Origin of the sequence: Pseudomonas sp. S37 (genome assembly GCF_016658545.1) — a bacterium.
Lineage (GTDB): Bacteria > Pseudomonadota > Gammaproteobacteria > Pseudomonadales > Pseudomonadaceae > Aquipseudomonas.
In genome coordinates, this window is sequence record NZ_JACVZC010000005.1 from 88,815 (window position 1) to 105,993 (window position 17,179).

16 protein-coding genes are annotated in these 17,179 nt (G+C 63.0%); 5 read left to right on the forward strand and 11 right to left on the reverse strand.

Features of this window, described 5'->3' with window-relative positions:
* Nucleotides 1–28: 28 nt before the first annotated feature.
* The 3 genes from IAE39_RS03625 to IAE39_RS03635 all read right to left on the reverse strand — a co-directional run bounded on the left by IAE39_RS03625 (nt 29) and on the right by IAE39_RS03635 (nt 1,848).
* Complete coding sequence (locus IAE39_RS03625) at nt 29–328, reverse strand: HU family DNA-binding protein (protein WP_201199496.1); 300 nt, start codon at nt 326–328, stop codon at nt 29–31.
* Nucleotides 329–515: 187 nt separating this feature from the next.
* Nucleotides 516–1,664, reverse strand: a complete 1,149-nt coding sequence (locus IAE39_RS03630) for an NAD(P)/FAD-dependent oxidoreductase (RefSeq protein ID WP_201199497.1) — start codon at nt 1,662–1,664, stop codon at nt 516–518.
* Between the two features lie 16 nt (nt 1,665–1,680).
* A complete protein-coding gene (locus IAE39_RS03635) occupies nt 1,681–1,848 on the reverse strand; it encodes a rubredoxin (protein ID WP_201199498.1) in 168 nt (55 codons plus the stop codon).
* Between the two features lie 248 nt (nt 1,849–2,096).
* Between IAE39_RS03635 and IAE39_RS03640 the strand changes: the two genes are divergently transcribed.
* Both IAE39_RS03640 and ubiA read left to right on the forward strand, forming a co-directional pair.
* The gene (locus IAE39_RS03640; RefSeq protein WP_201199499.1) at nt 2,097–2,654 is read left to right on the forward strand and encodes a chorismate--pyruvate lyase family protein; all 558 of its coding nucleotides are present in this window, start codon (nt 2,097–2,099) and stop codon (nt 2,652–2,654) included.
* Entirely contained in the window at nt 2,654–3,544 is an 891-nt protein-coding gene (gene ubiA, locus IAE39_RS03645; protein WP_201199504.1) for a 4-hydroxybenzoate octaprenyltransferase, read from the forward strand. Before IAE39_RS03640 ends, ubiA begins: the two co-directional genes overlap by 1 nt.
* A gap of 107 nt (nt 3,545–3,651) precedes the next feature.
* Here ubiA and IAE39_RS03650 read toward each other — a convergent pair whose 3' ends face one another.
* Nucleotides 3,652–4,020 carry a COG4315 family predicted lipoprotein gene (locus tag IAE39_RS03650; RefSeq protein ID WP_201199506.1) on the reverse strand — a complete coding sequence of 123 codons (369 nt, stop codon included), beginning with the start codon at nt 4,018–4,020 and terminating at the stop codon, nt 3,652–3,654.
* Nucleotides 4,021–4,193: 173 nt separating this feature from the next.
* Between IAE39_RS03650 and phoB the strand changes: the two genes are divergently transcribed.
* The 3 genes from phoB to IAE39_RS03665 all read left to right on the forward strand — a co-directional run bounded on the left by phoB (nt 4,194) and on the right by IAE39_RS03665 (nt 7,806).
* Nucleotides 4,194–4,883 carry a phosphate regulon transcriptional regulator PhoB gene (phoB, locus tag IAE39_RS03655; protein WP_003253341.1) on the forward strand — a complete coding sequence of 230 codons (690 nt, stop codon included), beginning with the start codon at nt 4,194–4,196 and terminating at the stop codon, nt 4,881–4,883.
* 48 nt (nt 4,884–4,931) lie between these two features.
* The gene (phoR, locus tag IAE39_RS03660) at nt 4,932–6,239 is read left to right on the forward strand and encodes a phosphate regulon sensor histidine kinase PhoR (RefSeq protein WP_201199507.1); all 1,308 of its coding nucleotides are present in this window, start codon (nt 4,932–4,934) and stop codon (nt 6,237–6,239) included.
* Nucleotides 6,240–6,465: 226 nt separating this feature from the next.
* Nucleotides 6,466–7,806 (forward strand): hemolysin family protein, encoded by a 1,341-nt coding sequence (locus IAE39_RS03665; protein ID WP_201199508.1) that lies wholly within the window; start codon nt 6,466–6,468, stop codon nt 7,804–7,806.
* Nucleotides 7,807–7,923: 117 nt separating this feature from the next.
* Here IAE39_RS03665 and IAE39_RS03670 read toward each other — a convergent pair whose 3' ends face one another.
* The 7 genes from IAE39_RS03670 to IAE39_RS03700 all read right to left on the reverse strand — a co-directional run bounded on the left by IAE39_RS03670 (nt 7,924) and on the right by IAE39_RS03700 (nt 17,119).
* Nucleotides 7,924–8,820, reverse strand: coding sequence for a peptidoglycan DD-metalloendopeptidase family protein (locus tag IAE39_RS03670; protein ID WP_201199509.1), 897 nt, complete (start codon nt 8,818–8,820; stop codon nt 7,924–7,926).
* A 239-nt stretch (nt 8,821–9,059) separates the two neighbouring features.
* Entirely contained in the window at nt 9,060–9,950 is an 891-nt protein-coding gene (locus IAE39_RS03675) for a response regulator (protein WP_201199510.1), read from the reverse strand.
* A gap of 162 nt (nt 9,951–10,112) precedes the next feature.
* On the reverse strand, nt 10,113–10,883 hold the full coding sequence (gene phoU, locus IAE39_RS03680) for a phosphate signaling complex protein PhoU (RefSeq protein ID WP_201199511.1): 771 nt from the start codon (nt 10,881–10,883) through the stop codon (nt 10,113–10,115).
* 186 nt (nt 10,884–11,069) lie between these two features.
* On the reverse strand, nt 11,070–11,903 hold the full coding sequence (gene pstB / locus IAE39_RS03685) for a phosphate ABC transporter ATP-binding protein PstB (RefSeq protein ID WP_201199512.1): 834 nt from the start codon (nt 11,901–11,903) through the stop codon (nt 11,070–11,072).
* Nucleotides 11,904–12,004: 101 nt separating this feature from the next.
* On the reverse strand, nt 12,005–13,621 hold the full coding sequence (gene pstA, locus IAE39_RS03690) for a phosphate ABC transporter permease PstA (RefSeq protein ID WP_201199572.1): 1,617 nt from the start codon (nt 13,619–13,621) through the stop codon (nt 12,005–12,007).
* A 71-nt stretch (nt 13,622–13,692) separates the two neighbouring features.
* Entirely contained in the window at nt 13,693–15,981 is a 2,289-nt protein-coding gene (locus IAE39_RS03695) for an ABC transporter permease subunit (protein WP_201199513.1), read from the reverse strand.
* A gap of 139 nt (nt 15,982–16,120) precedes the next feature.
* Nucleotides 16,121–17,119 carry a phosphate ABC transporter substrate-binding protein PstS gene (locus IAE39_RS03700; protein WP_201199515.1) on the reverse strand — a complete coding sequence of 333 codons (999 nt, stop codon included), beginning with the start codon at nt 17,117–17,119 and terminating at the stop codon, nt 16,121–16,123.
* Nucleotides 17,120–17,179 lie beyond the last annotated feature (60 nt).

The window sequence follows — 17,179 nt, forward strand, 5'->3', positions numbered from 1 at the left end:
GGCTGACACTGGGGTTGTCAGGGCGCGATCACTTGCCTTTCTTGGCTGGCTTGGCCGGGACATTGACGCTGTCGCGCAGGTTCTTGCCTGGCTTGAAGGCCACGGTGTTGCTGGCCTTGATTTTCACCGGCTCGCCGGTTTGCGGGTTCTTGCCGGTACGCGCGCCACGATGACGTTTTTCGAAGGTGCCGAAGCCGACCAGGGTCACGGTGTCCTTGTCCAGGGCACCGGTGATGCTGTCGAGAATCGCGTTCAAAACCTGATTGGCCTTTTCCTTGGTCAGATCGGCCTTATCGGCGATGACGGCGGCGAGTTCTGGTTTGCGCATAGTGAAGCCTCTTTGACGGAATTCTTGTTGTTATGCCGTGCTGCCTTTGGGAGCAGCGCTCAAGGCACCGCAGGCTCTAATCTGCGGCAGACGGGAGTGAGAATGGCACGTGCTCAGGGGCCGCGCCAGTATCTGGGCGGCCATTGTGCAGGCAACAACAGGATAAATCCGACAGAACGCCTGCTATTTACGCCATAACCGCTGGTAACTGGCGATTCAGCGCCAGTTTCTCCATCACCGCCGCCCCGGTCAGGGCGTAACCCAGCAGCTTGCCGTCGGCGTCCAGGCACAGCACCTTGAGGTCACTGCCCTGCCCCTCTACCTGCCAACTGCCTTCGCGGCCCTGTGGCGGGGGCGAGACCACCAGCGGGCACGCCGGGGTTTTCACGGTGATCGGCATCGGCCCGTAGGCCACCGCCGTCGGTTTGCCGGCCAAGGTTTGCGCCAAGGCACGGGCACAACTCATCAAAGGCATCACATAGAGCAGGTTGATGCCATCGACTTCGGCGCAGTCGCCGAGGGCGAAGATGTTGGCGTGGGAGGTGCGCAATTCACGGTCGACGCTGACGCCGCGGTTGGTCTGCAGGCCGGCGGCGGCGGCCAGGTCGGTACGCGGGCGCAGGCCGATAGCGGAAACCACCAGGTCGCAGGCAATCACGCTGCCGTCCGACAGATGCGCTTCCAGGCCGTGGTCCACCTGCTGCAGGCGGATCAGCACCGGCCCAAGGTGGAAGCGCACGCCCAGGCCTTGCAGCCCGGCTTGCACCGCGCTGGCGGCAGCCGGGTGCAACAGGGTCGGCATGACCTGCTCGCACGGCGCCACCACGTCGACCTGGAAGCCGCCCAGGCTCATGTCGTTGGCGAATTCACAGCCGATCAGGCCGGCGCCGAGGATCAGTACACGCTGCTTGCCGGCGGCCGCGGCACGGAAGCGTGCGTAGTCTTCCAGGTCGTTGATCGGGAAGACCAGGTGGCTGCCGTCACCTTCGACCGGCACCTGCACGGTTTGCGCGCCCCAGGCCAGCACCAGGTCGCGGTACTCCACCGCCTCTTCGCCGATCCACAGGCGCTTATGGCCTGGGTCGATGCCGCTGATGCGGGTATGGGTGCGGATTTCGGCATTCAGTTGCTCGGCCATGGCGCCCGGCTCGGCCATGCACAGGCCGTCGGCGTCTTTCTGCTTGGCATAGCCCATGGAGAGCATGGGCTTGGAGTAGGAACGACCGTCATCGGCAGTGATCAGCAGCAGCGGCGTCTGCGCATCGAGCTTGCGAAATTCACGGGCCAGGTTGTAGCCCGCAAGGCCGGTACCGATGATTACCACAGGGGACGTCATGTCGTGCTTGCCTCGCTTAGCCGATGGAGATCATTTCAAAGTCGCTTTTGCCGACGCCGCAGTCGGGGCACAGCCAGTCTTCCGGTACATCTTCCCAACGGGTGCCGGGGGCGATGCCGTCGTCAGGCCAGCCTTGGGCTTCGTCGTAGATCAGGCCACAGACAATACATTGCCACTTTTTCATCAGGTCGTTTTCCTCGGGTCAAGCTTGGGCTTTGTGTTGTTGCTGAGGGCCCTTTCGCGGGTAAACCCGCTCCTACAAGGATCACCGCAGCCTCATGACCTGCAGAGTACCTGTGGGAGCGGGTTTACCCGCGAAGAGGCCGACGCACAATTCGTGGGGGCTTTTTAGCGGCCCTGCCCCCAGTATGCAAGCACTCGGGGCAATCATGCTAAGCTCGCCGCCTCTCTGGTTGTAACAAGCAGACCGACGTGTCGTACGAATCCCCGCAAGCAGCCGCTGTGGCGTGGCTGCCGTATTCACAGCTGGCGACCGACATCGACCAGCCTACCCTTGACTGGCTGTTCGACGAGGGCTCGCTGACCCGCCGCCTGACCCGCCTTTCCGTTGATCACTTCTCTGTCACCCCGCTGTTCGAGGGCTGGCAGCCGCTGCGCGATGACGAATGCCTGGCACTGGGCATTACCGAGGGCGCGGAAGGCTGGGTGCGCGAGGTGTACCTGCGCGGCCATGGCCAACCCTGGGTGTTCGCCCGCAGCGTGGCCAGCCGCAGTGCCCTGGAGCGCGGTGGGCTGGACCTGGAAACCCTCGGCAGCCGCTCGCTGGGCGAGCTGCTGTTCTGCGACCAGGCGTTCATCCGTCACCCGCTGGAAGTGTGCAGTTATCCACAGGCCTGGCTGCCTTCTGAAGCGGCCCATGCGGCACTGTGGGGCCGCCGCTCCCGCTTCGAGCGTGACGGCCTGGACCTGCTGGTGGCAGAGGTATTCCTGCCGGCACTGTGGCAAGCGGCCAAGGAGGAAAACCGCTGATGTACCTGCAACTGCTCAAGTCGCTCAACCATCTGCACCCACGGGCCTGGGACTTCGTCCAGCTCAGCCGCATGGACCGGCCGATCGGCATCTACCTGCTGCTGTGGCCGACGTTGTCGGCGGTGTGGATAGCCGGCAACGGCTCCCCGACCGTGGCCAACGTGCTGATCTTCGGCCTTGGCGTGGTGCTGATGCGCGCTGCCGGCTGCTGCATCAACGACTTCGCCGACCGCAAGGTGGACGGCCACGTCAAGCGCACCGCCGACCGCCCGCTGGCCAGTGGCCGGGTGCGGCCACGCGAGGCGCTGGCGCTGTTCGCCATCCTGGTCGGGGTAAGCTTCCTGCTGGTGCTGTGCACCAACAGCCGGACCGTGTGGCTGTCGTTTGGCGCGGTAGCGCTGGCGTTCTGCTACCCGTTCATGAAGCGCTACACCTATTATCCGCAGGTAGTACTGGGGGCGGCGTATTCGTGGGGCATCCCGATGGCTTTCACGGCCGCGGGTGGCGAGCTGCCGGCCAGCGCCTGGCTGCTTTATATCGCCAACCTGTTGTGGACAGTGGGTTACGACACCTACTACGCCATGGTCGACCGCGATGACGACCTGAAGATCGGCGTGAAGTCGACGGCGATCCTGTTTGGTGAGGCAGATCGCACCATCATTCTGACCTTGCAGTTGCTGTCGCTGGGCTGCCTGTTGCTGGCGGGTAGCCGCTTTGACCTGGGTGGCTGGTTCCACCTGGGGTTGATGGGGGCGGCGGCGTGCTTTGCCTGGGAGTACTGGTCGACGCGCAAGCTGGACCGGGAATCTTGCTTCAAGGCGTTTCTGCACAACCACTGGGCGGGGTTGCTGGTGTTTATTGGCGTGGTGCTGGATTACGCACTGCGCTAACAAGCGTGATCACCGCCCCTGTGGGAGCGGGTTTACCCGCGAATGCAATATCTGCTGCACCGCAGCATTCGCGGGTGAACCCGCTCCCACAGGGCCACGTATCGGCCTTACGGCTTGGCGACGTGCCAGACGTCTTTCACGCCATCCCCGGTCTTGTCCCCGGCCTTCTTGTCCTTGATGAAGGTGTACAGCGGCTTGCCGTCATAGGCCCACTGCATCTTGCCGTCATCACGCTTGATCTGCGTCCACTTGCCCTCGGCTTTTTCACCATCACTGACCATCAACGGCGGCCAGTTGGTGGCGCATTCGCCATTGCACATCGATTTGCCGCCCGCATCCTTGTCAAAGGTATACAGGGTCATGCCGGCGTGATCGACCCACATGCCGTCCTTCTCCATGGCATGGTGGGCAGAAGCCACCCCCGGGAGCGCCAGCGCAGTGAAAAGGGCCATCCAGCTCAGCGTATGTCGTGTCATTGGATTCACCATTGTTTCGGGGGGAAATGAGTTCGGGTTGCCACAACTGCGGCCTTCTGTAGCCTAGTCCAGTCACGGAATGTCGCCAGAACGGCCAACACCCTGTCACACAGCTGCAATAATTCCGTTATCTAATGCGGGCCAAGACACCGAATCCAGGAGAGGTTTTGAGCATGGTTGGCAGGAACATTCTGATCGTCGACGACGAAGCGCCTATTCGCGAGATGATCGCCGTTGCCCTGGAAATGGCCGGCTATGACTGCCTGGAAGCGGAAAACTCCCAACAGGCCCACGCGATCATCGTCGACCGCAAGCCGGACCTGATCCTGCTCGACTGGATGCTGCCGGGCACCTCCGGCATCGAGCTGGCCCGCCGCCTGAAACGCGACGAGCTGACCGGCGACATCCCGATCATCATGCTGACCGCCAAGGGTGAAGAGGACAACAAGATCCAGGGCCTGGAAGTGGGTGCCGACGACTACATCACCAAGCCGTTCTCGCCGCGTGAGCTGGTGGCACGCCTGAAAGCCGTGCTGCGCCGCACCGGCCCGAGCGACAGCGAAGCGCCGATCGAGGTGGGTGGCCTGCTGCTCGACCCGATCAGCCACCGCGTGACCATCGACGGCAAGCCGGCCGAGATGGGCCCTACCGAATACCGCCTGCTGCAGTTCTTCATGACCCACCAGGAGCGCGCCTACACCCGTGGCCAGTTGCTCGACCAGGTGTGGGGCGGCAACGTCTATGTCGAAGAGCGCACGGTCGACGTGCATATCCGCCGCCTGCGCAAGGCGTTGGGTGAAGCCTACGAAAATCTGGTACAAACCGTCCGGGGCACTGGCTACCGCTTCTCGACCAAGAGCTGATCGAGTTCAAAAGCGCCAAGCTGCACGTCGTTGTACAAGGACCGTCAATTGAACCAGAACTGGCACGCGACCCTGATTCGCCACCTGTTGCTGCTGATCACCGTCTGCCTGATCGGCGGCCTGGTCAGCGGCTATTACGGCTGGAGCCTGGCCATCGGCCTGGCGCTCTACCTGGGTTGGACCCTCAAGCAGCTGCTGCGCCTGCATGACTGGCTGCGCAACCACCAACCCGACGAGGCACCGCCCGATGGCTACGGCCTGTGGGGCGAAGTGTTCGACAGCATCTACCACCTGCAACGTCGCGACCAGCGCGTGCGGGGCCGCCTGCAGGCGGTGATCGACCGGGTGCAAGAGTCCACCGCCGCGCTGCGTGACGCGGTGATCATGCTCGACAGCGACGGTAACCTGGAATGGTGGAACCGCGCCGCCGAGACCCTGCTGGGCTTCAAGACCCCACAGGACGGTGGCCAGCAAGTGACCAACCTGGTGCGCCACCCGCGCTTCAAGGAGTACTTCGAGGCAGAAAACTACCTCGAACCGCTGGAAATCCCCTCACCGATCAACGACCGCCTGCGCGTGCAGCTGCACATCACCCGCTACGGCAACAACGAGCACCTGATGCTGGTGCGCGATGTCACCCGCATTCACCAGCTGGAGCAGATGCGCAAGGACTTCGTCGCCAACGTGTCGCACGAACTGCGCACGCCGCTGACGGTAATTGCCGGCTACCTGGAAACCCTGCTGGACAACGTCGAGGACGTGAACCCGCGCTGGAGCCGCGCCCTGCAGCAGATGAGCCAGCAAGGCTCGCGCATGCAGACGCTGCTCAACGACTTGTTGCTGCTGGCCAAGCTGGAAGCCACCGATTACCCGTCGGACAACCAGCCGGTGGCGGTCGACGCCCTGCTCGCCGCCATCAAGAACGATGCCCAGGCCCTGTCCGGCCCGCGTAACCAGCGCATTACCCTGGAGGCTGCACCCGGCGTGAAGCTCAAGGGCAGTGAGTCGGAGCTGCGCAGCGCCTTTTCCAACCTGGTGTTCAACGCGGTCAAATACACCCAGGACGAAGGCAACATCCGCATTCGCTGGTGGGCCGATGCGCAGGGCGCACACTTGTCGGTGCAGGACTCGGGGGTGGGCATCGATGCCAAGCACCTGCCGCGCCTCACCGAGCGCTTCTACCGGGTAGACTCCAGCCGTGCGTCGAATACCGGCGGTACGGGGCTGGGGCTGGCGATCGTCAAGCATGTGTTGATGCGTCACCGCGGCAAGCTGGAAATCAGCAGCGTGCCGGGGCATGGCAGTACCTTTACCTGTCATTTTGCGCCGGCACAATTGGCTAACGGCAAGGTTTGAGGCCCTCGGGGGCTGCTCTGCAGCCCATCGCCGGCAAGCCAGCTCCCACAGGTGTTCCGCTCTCCCTGTGGGAGCTGGCTTGCCGGCGATGGGGCGTAAAGCGCCCCCAAAACAGCAGCGCCCTTTGCTTTTGCGGCCCCAGCCGCTACATTGGATCCCCTGTGCCAGCAAGAGCTGGCACTTTTTTTCTCTCCATTTCTAAGACGGACCCCGTAAAAAATCCATCATGGACCCTTCCCCTGGTATCAGCCTCACCTCGTTATTCGCCGATTTCGGCATGATCATCTTTGCCTTCCTGCTGGTGCTGCTCAACGGCTTCTTCGTTGCCGCCGAGTTCGCCATGGTCAAGCTGCGCGCCACCCGCGTGGAAGCCATCGCGGAGCAGCACGGCTGGCGCGGCAACATCCTGCGCAAGGTGCACAACCAGCTCGACGCCTACCTGTCGGCCTGTCAGCTGGGTATTACCCTCGCCTCGCTGGGCCTTGGCTGGGTCGGTGAACCGGCGTTTGCCCACCTGCTCGAGCCGCTGCTGGCGTACTTTGGTGTCGACTCGCCCGAACTGATCAAAGGCGTTTCGTTCTTCGTCGCCTTCTTTGTCATCTCGTACCTGCACATCGTGGTCGGTGAGCTGGCACCCAAGTCATGGGCCATCCGCAAGCCGGAGCTGCTGTCGCTGTGGACCGCCGTGCCGTTGTACCTGTTCTACTGGGCGATGTACCCGGCCATCTACCTGCTCAACGCCAGCGCCAACACCATCCTGCGCATTGCCGGCCAGGGCGAGCCTGGCCCGCATCACGAGCACCACTACAGCCGTGAAGAACTGAAGCTGATCCTGCACTCCAGCCGCGGCCAGGACCCAAGCGACCAGGGCATGCGCGTGCTGGCGTCGGCCGTGGAAATGGGCGAGCTGGAAGTGGTCGACTGGGCCAACTCGCGCGAGGACATGGTCACCATCGATGCCCATGCGCCGCTGAAGCAGATCCTGGCCCTGGTGCGCCGCCACAAATTCAGCCGTTACCCGGTGTACGACGCCGAGCGCGAGGAATTCACCGGCCTGCTGCACATCAAAGACCTGCTGCTGGAGCTGGCGGAGCTTGAGCACTTGCCCGAGACCATCGACCTGGACGACCTCGCCCGGCCATTGGAGCGCGTGTCGCGGCACATGCCGTTGGCCCAGCTGCTGGAGCAGTTCCGCAAGGGGGGTGCGCACTTCGTGCTGGTGGAGGAAGCCGACGGCAAGGTGATCGGTTACCTGACCATGGAAGACGTGCTGGAAGTGCTGGTGGGCGATATCCAGGACGAACACCGCAAGACCGAGCGCGGCATCCTCGCCTACCAGCCGGGCAAGCTGCTGGTACGTGGCGACACGCCACTGTTCAAGGTCGAGCGGCTGCTGGGCATTGACCTTGACCATATCGAGGCAGAGACCCTGGCAGGCCTGATCTACGAGACGCTCAAGCGCGTGCCTGAAGAAGAGGAAGTGCTGGAAGTTGAAGGGCTGCGGATCATCATCAAGAAGATGAAAGGGCCGAAGATCGTGCTGGCCAAAGTGCTCAAGCTGGATTGATGGCCATGGGGCTGCTGCGCAGCCCATCGCGACGCAAGGCCGCTCCTACAGGGGATTTGCGTATTCCTGTAGGAGCGGCCTTGTGTCGCGATGGCCTGCAAAGCAGGCCCGACAATCTCAAGGGTTACCCGCAGTAAAGTCCGGCAACCCACTGATCGGCCGGTCGAACCGGTAAGGGATCGATTCCAGCGCCAACCCCACATTGCGCTGCACCACAAAATGCAGGTGTGGCCCGGTGCTGTTGCCGGTATTGCCCGATTTGGCCAGCATCTGCCCCTGCCGTACCCGCTGCCCCTCCTTCACCACCACCGAACCGCGCTGCAGGTGCAAGTACACGCCCATGGTGCCGTCCGGGTGCAAGATCCTGACAAAGTTGCCCGACGGATTGGGCTCGCGCCCGCTCTGGCTGTTCTGCGTCTTCACCACAACCCCTTCCCGCGCCGCGATGATCGTGGTGCCTTCGGGCATGGCGATGTCCATGGCATAGCGCCCCTTGGGCCCAAAATGGCTGACACGGCCATTGGGGCCCTGGGTCACGCGGAATGGCCCGCCAACCCACGGGAACGCATAGCGAAAGCCCTGCGGCCGCTTGCCCGGGTCACCCATGGCCTGCAACAGGGTAGAGCGGTAGTTCAGCAGCAGCCCGGGCCGCCCCCTCAGTACGCTGAGCATCTGCGTGGTGCGCGGCGGCAGCAGCCGGCGCACGATGCGCGGGGCATCGCCGCCCTGGGCGTTGACCAGGTTGTCCAGGCGCAGCTCGACCTCTACCGGTACGTGCAGCTCGTTACGTGCCGAAAAGCTCACCCCACCGTCGAAGGTTTTCGCGTTCAGCAACACCTGGCCTTCGAGCGTCTCGACCATGGGCTCGAGCAGCACCAAAGGCTTGGCACCTGGGCCTGGGCGGTCGGAATAGGAGATGACACCGGATTCGTCGGTGATCTTGTAAAGGGTCACACCCAGGCTCGACGCCGAGGCCATGAGCAATGCACAGAACAGCAGCAGGCGCGTGGGCATGATAGTGGCTTTTTGACAGTTGTTATCTGTCGAAGCCTAGCAGCGGGTTTTGCGGCGGGTATTGCAGTTGGTCGGATGGCTCAGGGCTGCCCAGGCTTTGTGTAGGAGCGGCCTGTGTCGCGATAGGGCTGCGCAGCAGCCCCAGGATTTCAGCGTCGAGGCATCAATTTCTGGGGCTGCTGCGCAGCCCGATCGCGACACAAGGCCGCTCCTACAAAGAATGCGCCCCATGTCCGGGATCAGGCGCCCGGCGTGAAGTGCTTCTGCGCAGTCCCACGGGCAATCAGCCGCGACAGGTAGTCGAGCTTCTGCGCATCCTGGTCGACGAACTTGAAGGTCAACTGCAACCAGTCACTGTCCGGCTTGGGCTCCAGTGCTGCGACGGCATGCAGGTAGCCGTTCAGGCGGGCGACTTCGGCGCTTTCACCCTGCTCCAGGTCCAGTACCGCGCCTTCCAGCACTTGTGGTAACGCTTCGCTGCGGCGCACCACCAACAGCGCCTCCTTCAAGCTCAATGCCTTGATCACGCACGGTTGCATGCCACTGGCCAGGCGCAGTTGGCCTTGGCCACGGCCGGCCGGTGCAGCAGCAGGTGGCGTTGGCGCATTGACCAATGGCTTGGCCGGGGCTGGCGCTGGCGCCGCGACCTTCACCGCTTCCGGCTTGCCGGCCGTCAGCGCGTTCAGCGAATCGTTGGCAAATGCCGGGTTGGCGCGCGCCGGGCCGATGGCCATCAGGCTGTCGAGCTTGCCGATCTTGCTCAGGGCCTTTTTCACCTTGGTCAGCAGCTGTTCGTTGGTGAACGGCTTGCCGACAAAATCGGAAACGCCCGCCTGGATCGCCTGAATGACGTTTTCCTTGTCGCCACGGCTGGTCACCATGATGAACTGCAGGTTCTTCAATGCAGGCTGCTGGCGGCACCAGGTGAGCAGCTCCAGGCCGGACATCTCCGGCATCTCCCAGTCGCACAGGACCAGGTCGAACGCTTCCTTGCCGAGCATGGCCATGGCCTTGCGGCCATTGACCGCATCGTCGATCACCATGCCCGGGAAGGCATTGCGCAGGCACTTGCGGACCAGGTCACGGATAAACGGCGCGTCATCCACGACCAGCACATTCACTTTACTCATCGATACTCCTTCTGAACCCGACTAGCCTACTGCCAAATACTGGCCACTTGCTACAACCTGGTCACGCCGGGACTTCATCACATCGTTCGCGGGTGCCTGCCGGCTCTCGACCGCAAACGAAAACGCCCGGCCAAGGCCGGGCGTCGATGCTCGGGAGCAACCTTACTTATCGTCAGATTCGCCCGGAACATTAGCCTTTTCGCCCTCGGCGATAGCAGTGCCCTGCACTTCTGCGGTCATGCGCTTGAGGCCCATGTGGCGCACGTCGGTGCCGCGCACCAGGTAGATCACCAGCTCGGAGATGTTGCGCGCATGGTCGCCAATCCGCTCCAGCGAGCGCAGCACCCAGATCACGCTGAGTACCCGCGAGATCGAGCGCGGGTCTTCCATCATGTAGGTCACCAGCTCACGCAGCGCGGTCTTGTATTCGCGGTCGATGGTCTTGTCGTACTGGGCCACCGACAACGCCAGGTCGGCGTCGAAGCGGGCAAAGGCGTCCAGTGCGTCGCGCACCATGTTGCGCACCTGGTCGCCAATGTGGCGCACCTCGACGTAGCCGCGTGGCGATTCGCCTTCTTCGCACAGCTGGATGGCGCGGCGGGCGATCTTGGTCGACTCGTCACCAATGCGCTCCAGGTCGATGACCGACTTGGAGATGCTGATGATCAGGCGCAAGTCGGAGGCCGCGGGCTGGCGACGGGCGAGAATACGCAGGCACTCTTCGTCGATGTTGCGCTCCATCTGGTTGATCTGTTCGTCGACCTCGCGCACTTGCTGGGCCAGGCCCGAGTCGGCTTCGATCAGCGCGGTAACCGCGTCATTGACCTGTTTTTCCACCAGCCCGCCCATGGCCAGCAGGTGGCTGCGCACCTCTTCCAGCTCGGCATTGAACTGCTGGGAAATGTGGTGGGTAAGGCTTTCTTTGTTGATCATCGTTCGCTCCGCGAAGAAGCTGCAAGCTTCAAATTGTTCGTCTCGTTCCCTGCCCACCCTGGCATGAAAACCCTGTGGGAGCGGGTTCACCCGCGAACACCGGCAAAGCCGGTGCCAGGCACCGCGGTGCCTGCTTCGCGGGTAAACCCGCTCCCACAGAAACCCCAGTGCATCTGCCAAAGCGGCTTAGCCGTAGCGACCGGTGATGTAGTCTTCGGTCTGCTTCTTCGCCGGGTTGGTGAACAGGGTGTCGGTATCACCGAATTCGACCAGTTTGCCCATGTACATGAACGCGGTGTAGTCCGAAACACGGGCCGCCTGCTGCATGTTGTGGGTCACGATGACGATGGTGTACTTGGATTTCAATTCGTAGATCAGTTCCTCGACCTTCAGGGTCGAGATCGGGTCCAGCGCCGAGCACGGTTCGTCGAGCAGCAGCACTTCCGGCTCCACGGCGATGGTGCGGGCGATGACAAGACGCTGCTGCTGGCCACCAGACAGGCCCAGTGCCGATTCGTGCAGGCGGTCCTTGACCTCGTCCCACAGCGCCGCACCCTTCAGCGCCCACTCGACCGCTTCGTCAAGCACGCGCTTCTTGTTGATGCCCTGGATACGCAGGCCGTAGACCACGTTTTCGTAGATGGTCTTGGGGAACGGGTTAGGCTTCTGGAACACCATGCCCACCCGGCGGCGCAGCTCGGCCACGTCTTCGCCCTTGCGGTAGATGTTGTTGCCGTACAGGTTGATGGCGCCTTCCACGCGGCAGCCGTCAACCAGGTCGTTCATGCGGTTGAAGGTGCGCAGCAGGGTCGACTTGCCGCAGCCGGACGGGCCGATGAAGGCGGTCACGCGCTGCTTGGGGATGTTCATGCTGACGTCGAACAGGGCTTGCTTGTCGCCATAGAACAGGCTCAGGCCTGGCACTTCGATGGCCACGGTTTCTTCGGCCAGGCGCAGGCTCTGCTTGCTGCGGCCCAAGGCAGACATGTCGATGCCGTGGGTGTGGGATTCGTTCTGCATGGTTGACTCCGTTTGTAGCTGCAAGCTTCGAGCTGCAAGCTGCAAGTTTGGGCAAAGCGGCAATCTGCTTGGAGCTTGCCGCTTGTGGCTTAAAGCTTCAATCAGCTGTCCAGCGCCTTGTACTTCTCGCGCAGGTGGTTACGGATCCACACCGCCGACAGGTTGAGGGTCGCGATCACCAGCACCAGCAGCAACGCCGTGGCGTACACCAGCGGCCGCGCGGCTTCGACGTTGGGGCTCTGGAAGCCGACGTCATAGATGTGGAAGCCCAGGTGCATGATCTTCTGGTCCAGGTGCAGGTACGGGTAGTTGCCGTCCACCGGCAGCGACGGCGCCAGCTTCACCACCCCCACCAGCATCAACGGCGCCACTTCACCGGCGGCGCGGGCCACGGCGAGGATCATGCCGGTCATCATCGCCGGGCTGGCCATGGGCAATACGATCTTCCACAGCGTCTCGGCCTTGGTCGCGCCCAGTGCCAGCGAGCCTTCACGCACGGTGCGCGGGATCCGTGCCAGGCCTTCTTCGGTGGCCACGATCACCACCGGCACCGCCAGCAGCGCCAGGGTCAGCGAGGCCCACAGCAGGCCCGGTGTACCCAGGGTCGGCGCCGGCAGGGCTTCAGGGAAGAACAGGCGGTCGATGGAACCACCCAGCACGTAGACGAAGAAGCCCAGGCCGAACACGCCGTAAACAATCGCCGGTACGCCGGCCAGGTTGTTCACGGCAATGCGGATCAACCGGGTTACTGGCCCCTGCCGTGCGTATTCACGCAGGTAAACGGCGGCCAGCACACCGAACGGGGTGACGATCACGGCCATGATCAGGGTCATCATCACGGTACCGAAAATGGCCGGGAAGATACCGCCCTCGGTGTTGGCTTCACGCGGGTCGTCGCTGAGGAACTCCCAGACCTTGGCGAAGTAGGTGCCCAGCTTGGTGAGCGCCGACATGCCGTTCGGCTGAATGGCGTGCACCACCTTGCTCAGGTTGATTTCCACTTCACGGCCGTTACCGTCGCGCGCCACCAGGCTGTCGCGGGCGAAGGCCTGGTGCAGGCCGCTGAGGCGGTCTTCAATGGCCTTGTAGCGGCTGTTCAGCTCGGCACGGTCGGCGTCCATATCGGCCTGGGCGGCGGCGTCCAGCTTGCCGTGCAGCTCCAGCTTGCGTGCCTCCAGGCGCAGGCGTTCGAGGCCATGGTTGATGGCACCGATGTCCTTCTTCTCCAGCTGCTGCAGCTCGCTGTAGAGCTGGTTGGCACGCTTGAGGCGAGCCTGCAGCTCGTTCCAGGCCGCAGGGCCTTCGGCAACCACGCGGCCTTGCTCCTTGACGCTCACCAGGTAGCCGTAGAAGTTGCCCCACTCACGCCGCTCCAGGGCGATCAGGTCGGCCGGGCGCTGCTCGTCGACCAGCCAGTCGCCGACCACCCAGGTGAAATCGCTGCCATTGAGGTCGCGGTTACCTACCTTGATCAGCTCGCGGGTCATGAATTCCGGGCCCTGGTCCGGTACCGGCAGGCCGGCACCTTTCAGACGGGCGCGTGGCACTTCTTCCTTTTGCACCACTTCGCCGATAACCACGTGATCAGCCTGGCCCGGCACCTTGTAGGTGGCCTGCACCAGGTCGGCCGGCCAGAAGTGGCCCAGGCCGCGCACGGCGATAACCGCCAGCAGGCCGACGGTCATGATCACCGCCATGGCCACCGCGCCGCCGCTCATCCAGACGCCTGGTGCGCCGCTCTTGAACCAGCCTTTGAGGGAATCCTTTTTCACGGATCGCTACCTTTCTATCAAAGCGACGAGTATTTCTTGCGCAGACGCTGGCGAATCAGCTCGGCCAAGGTGTTCATGATGAAGGTGAACATCAGCAGCACCAGCGCGGCCAGGAACAGCACGCGGTAGTGGCTGCCGCCGACTTCCGATTCGGGCATTTCCACGGCCACGTTGGCGGCCAGGGTGCGCATGCCCTCGAACAGGTTCATCTCCATCACCGGGGTGTTGCCGGTGGCCATCAGCACGATCATGGTCTCGCCCACTGCTCGGCCCATGCCGATCATCAGCGCCGAGAAGATACCGGGGCTGGCGGTGAGGATGACCACGCGGGTCAGGGTCTGCCAGGGTGTCGCACCCAGCGCCAGCGAGCCCAGGGTGAGGCTGCGCGGCACGCTGAACACGGCGTCTTCGGCGATGGAGTAGATATTCGGGATGACCGCGAAGCCCATGGCGATACCCACCACCAGGGCGTTGCGCTGGTCGTAGGTGATACCTAAGTCATTGGTGATCCACAGGCGCATGTCGCCGCCAAAGAACCAGCTTTCCAGGTGCGGGCTCATGGTCAGGGCGAACCAGCCGGTAAGCAGGATGACCGGGATCAGGATCGCCGCTTCCCAGCCGTCCGGCACGCGCAAGCGGATCGACTCTGGCAGGCGGGTCCAGGCGAAGCCGGCCAGCAGGATGCCGAATGGCATCAGCAGGAACAGGCTGAACACACCCGGCAGGTGGCCTTCCAGGTACGGGGCAAGGAACAGGCCGGCAAAGAAGCCTAGGATCACTGTCGGCATCGCTTCCATCAGTTCGATCACCGGCTTGACCTTGCGGCGCATGCCAGGGGCCATGAAGTAAGCGGTATAGATTGCGGCGGCAATGGCCAGTGGTGCCGCCAGGATCATTGCGTAGAAGGCGGCCTTGAGGGTACCGAAGGTCAGCGGCGACAGGCTCAGCTTGGGCTCGAAGTCGGTGTTGGAGGCCGTCGATTGCCAGACATATTTCGGCTCGTCGTAGTTCTCGTACCAGACCTTGCCCCACAGCGCGCTAAAGGAAATTTCCGGGTGCGGGTTGCGCAGGCTCAGCGGCAACAGCTTGCCGCCTTGTTCGATGATGATGCGGTTGGCGCGTGGCGACAGGGCCAGGATACCCGGGCCTTCGGCGGCAGGCTCGACCAACAGGGTGCGGTGCGCGGTGCTGTGGAACACGCCCAGCTTGCCTTCGGCGTCGAGGGCGATGAAGCCCTTGCGGCGCTCTTCGGCGTCGATCTGCACGATCGGCGCCTTGCCCATCTGGAAGGTGCGGATCTGCTTGAAGCGCGATTCGCCATCGGGGTCGCGGGCCATGAACCACTGGGCCAGGCCACCCTTGGAGTCACCGATGATCAGGGAGATGCCGCCGACCAGTTGGCCAGTGGCGGTCACCTCGGTGTCAGCGCTTTCGGACAGCTTGTAGCGGCCATTGAGGCTCTTGTCGCGCAGGCTGAACACATCGGCCGTGGCGCGGCCGTTGATCACGTAAAGCCACTGCTGGCGCGGGTCGATGAAGATGTTCTTCACCACCTCGGTCATCTGCGGCAGGACGATGCGGTTCTGCTCGGTGGTGACCTCTTCGGTCATCATGTTTTCGCTGCGGGTCAGCGCCAGCACCTGCAGTTGCGCACCGGTGGAGCCGGCCAGCACCAGGGTGTCGCCATTGACGTTGACGCTGACGTGTTCCAGCGCACGGCCTTGCTCATCGAGCGCGAACGGCTGTTCGCCGTACGGGTAGTCGATGTTGGCAGTGATGGTCTTCTTGTTGTCCGGGTAGGTGATCTTGTAGGTGTGGTGGAACACCAGCGCCTGGCCGTTGGACAGGCCCAGCACCACCAGCGGGCTGCCCGGCTGATCGGCACCGATCGACGTCACCTGGGTGCCTGCCGGCACCGGCAGGTCGACGCGCTTGATCTCGTTACCGCTCTTGGTATCGAAGAATAATGCCTGGCCCTTGTCCGAAACCCGCATGCCCACCAGGTTCTGCTCTTCCAGCGCGATCATCAGCGGTTTGCCGGCGTCCTGCTGCAGCCAGGTCGGCTCCAGGGCTTTCTTGCTGGTCAGCTCGGCGCCCTGGAACAGTGGCAGCACCACATAGGCCAGGTAGAAGAAGATCAGGGTGATGGCCGCCAATACGGCAAGCCCGCCCACCAGCACATACCAGCGGGTAAGGCGGTCCTTGAGCGCACGCATGCGGCGCTTGCGTTGCAGCTCGGGCGTATTGAAGTCAATGCGCACGGGCTGGGAGTTTTGGGTCATGTTGGAATTGGCCAGATCATTCATGCGCACACCCTAGCGGTCCCGTGTGACAAAAACATTACAAAGTGGTGACGCGCGAAAGCCCGCCGCACAGGATACCTGGCTTCGGACCGGGAATTCGTGGAAGAGGCCGGGCAGTGGCGCCGGCCTCTTCTTCAGTTACTTACTTCTTTGCAACGTTACCGGCGTGCGACAGGCCCAGGTCAGCCAGGGTCTTGTCCACGACTTTGGCCGGCAGCGGGATGTAGCCATCCTTCACCACGACCTGCTGGCCAGCTTGCGACAGCACCAGCTTGACGAACTCGGCTTCCAGCGGGGCCAGAGGCTTGTTCGGCGCCTTGTTCACATATACGTACAGGAAGCGCGACAGCGGGTAGCTGCCGTTCAGGGCGTTGGCTTCGTTGTCTTCAACGAACTCGCCGCCTTCTTTCTTGGCCAGGGCTACGGTCTTGACGCTGGCGGTCTTGTAACCGATGCCGGAGTAGCCGATGCCGTTCAGCGAGGAGCTGATCGACTGCACGACCGAAGCCGAGCCAGGCTGTTCGTTGACGTTAGGCTTGAAGTCGCCTTTGCACAGGGCCTCTTCCTTGAAGTAGCCGTAGGTGCCCGATACCGAGTTGCGGCCGAACAGCTGGACTGGCTTGTTGGCCAGGTCGCCGGTCACGCCAACGTCGCCCCAGGTCTTGATCTCGGCCTTGCCACCGCACAGGCGGGTGGAGGAGAAGATGGCGTCGACCTGAGCCATGGTCAGGCCCTTGATCGGGTTGTCCTTGTGCACGAACACGGCCAGGGCGTCGACGGCAACCGGGATGGCGGTTGGCTTGTAGCCGTACTTCTGCTCGAAGGCCTGCAGCTCGACGTCCTTCATCTTGCGGCTCATCGGGCCGAGGTTGGCGGTGCCTTCGGTCAGCGCGGGTGGCGCGGTGGAGGAGCCGGCCGCCTGAATCTGGATGTTTACGTTCGGATATTCCTTCTTGTAGGCCTCAGCCCACAGAGTCATCAGGTTCGCGAGGGTGTCGGAACCGACGCTGGAGAGGTTGCCCGATACACCGGTGGTCTTGGTGTAGGTCGGGATCGCAGGATCGACAGCGGCTACCGCGTTGGCGGTTGCAACGCCAGCGGCGGCAAAGGTGATGGCCGCCATCAAACGCTTCAGTTTCATGCCTTGCTCCTAGCAGGAATATTGGGGTGTTGGATGGAACGGGGCCAAGTATCTGCAGGC

What these genes read in the sequence shown, in the direction of transcription:
- IAE39_RS03625 (WP_201199496.1), bottom strand. Translation starts at nt 328, where the DNA reads ATGCGCAAACCAGAACTCGCCGCCGTCATCGCCGATAAGGCCGATCTG.
- IAE39_RS03630 (WP_201199497.1), bottom strand. Translation starts at nt 1,664, where the DNA reads ATGACGTCCCCTGTGGTAATCATCGGTACCGGCCTTGCGGGCTACAAC.
- IAE39_RS03635 (WP_201199498.1), bottom strand. Translation starts at nt 1,848, where the DNA reads ATGAAAAAGTGGCAATGTATTGTCTGTGGCCTGATCTACGACGAAGCC.
- ubiA (WP_201199504.1), top strand. Translation starts at nt 2,654, where the DNA reads ATGTACCTGCAACTGCTCAAGTCGCTCAACCATCTGCACCCACGGGCC.
- IAE39_RS03650 (WP_201199506.1), bottom strand. Translation starts at nt 4,020, where the DNA reads ATGACACGACATACGCTGAGCTGGATGGCCCTTTTCACTGCGCTGGCG.
- phoB (WP_003253341.1), top strand. Translation starts at nt 4,194, where the DNA reads ATGGTTGGCAGGAACATTCTGATCGTCGACGACGAAGCGCCTATTCGC.
- IAE39_RS03665 (WP_201199508.1), top strand. Translation starts at nt 6,466, where the DNA reads ATGGACCCTTCCCCTGGTATCAGCCTCACCTCGTTATTCGCCGATTTC.
- IAE39_RS03670 (WP_201199509.1), bottom strand. Translation starts at nt 8,820, where the DNA reads ATGCCCACGCGCCTGCTGCTGTTCTGTGCATTGCTCATGGCCTCGGCG.
- IAE39_RS03675 (WP_201199510.1), bottom strand. Translation starts at nt 9,950, where the DNA reads ATGAGTAAAGTGAATGTGCTGGTCGTGGATGACGCGCCGTTTATCCGT.
- phoU (WP_201199511.1), bottom strand. Translation starts at nt 10,883, where the DNA reads ATGATCAACAAAGAAAGCCTTACCCACCACATTTCCCAGCAGTTCAAT.
- pstB (WP_201199512.1), bottom strand. Translation starts at nt 11,903, where the DNA reads ATGCAGAACGAATCCCACACCCACGGCATCGACATGTCTGCCTTGGGC.
- pstA (WP_201199572.1), bottom strand. Translation starts at nt 13,621, where the DNA reads ATGAGCGGCGGCGCGGTGGCCATGGCGGTGATCATGACCGTCGGCCTG.
- IAE39_RS03695 (WP_201199513.1), bottom strand. Translation starts at nt 15,981, where the DNA reads ATGAATGATCTGGCCAATTCCAACATGACCCAAAACTCCCAGCCCGTG.
- IAE39_RS03700 (WP_201199515.1), bottom strand. Translation starts at nt 17,119, where the DNA reads ATGAAACTGAAGCGTTTGATGGCGGCCATCACCTTTGCCGCCGCTGGC.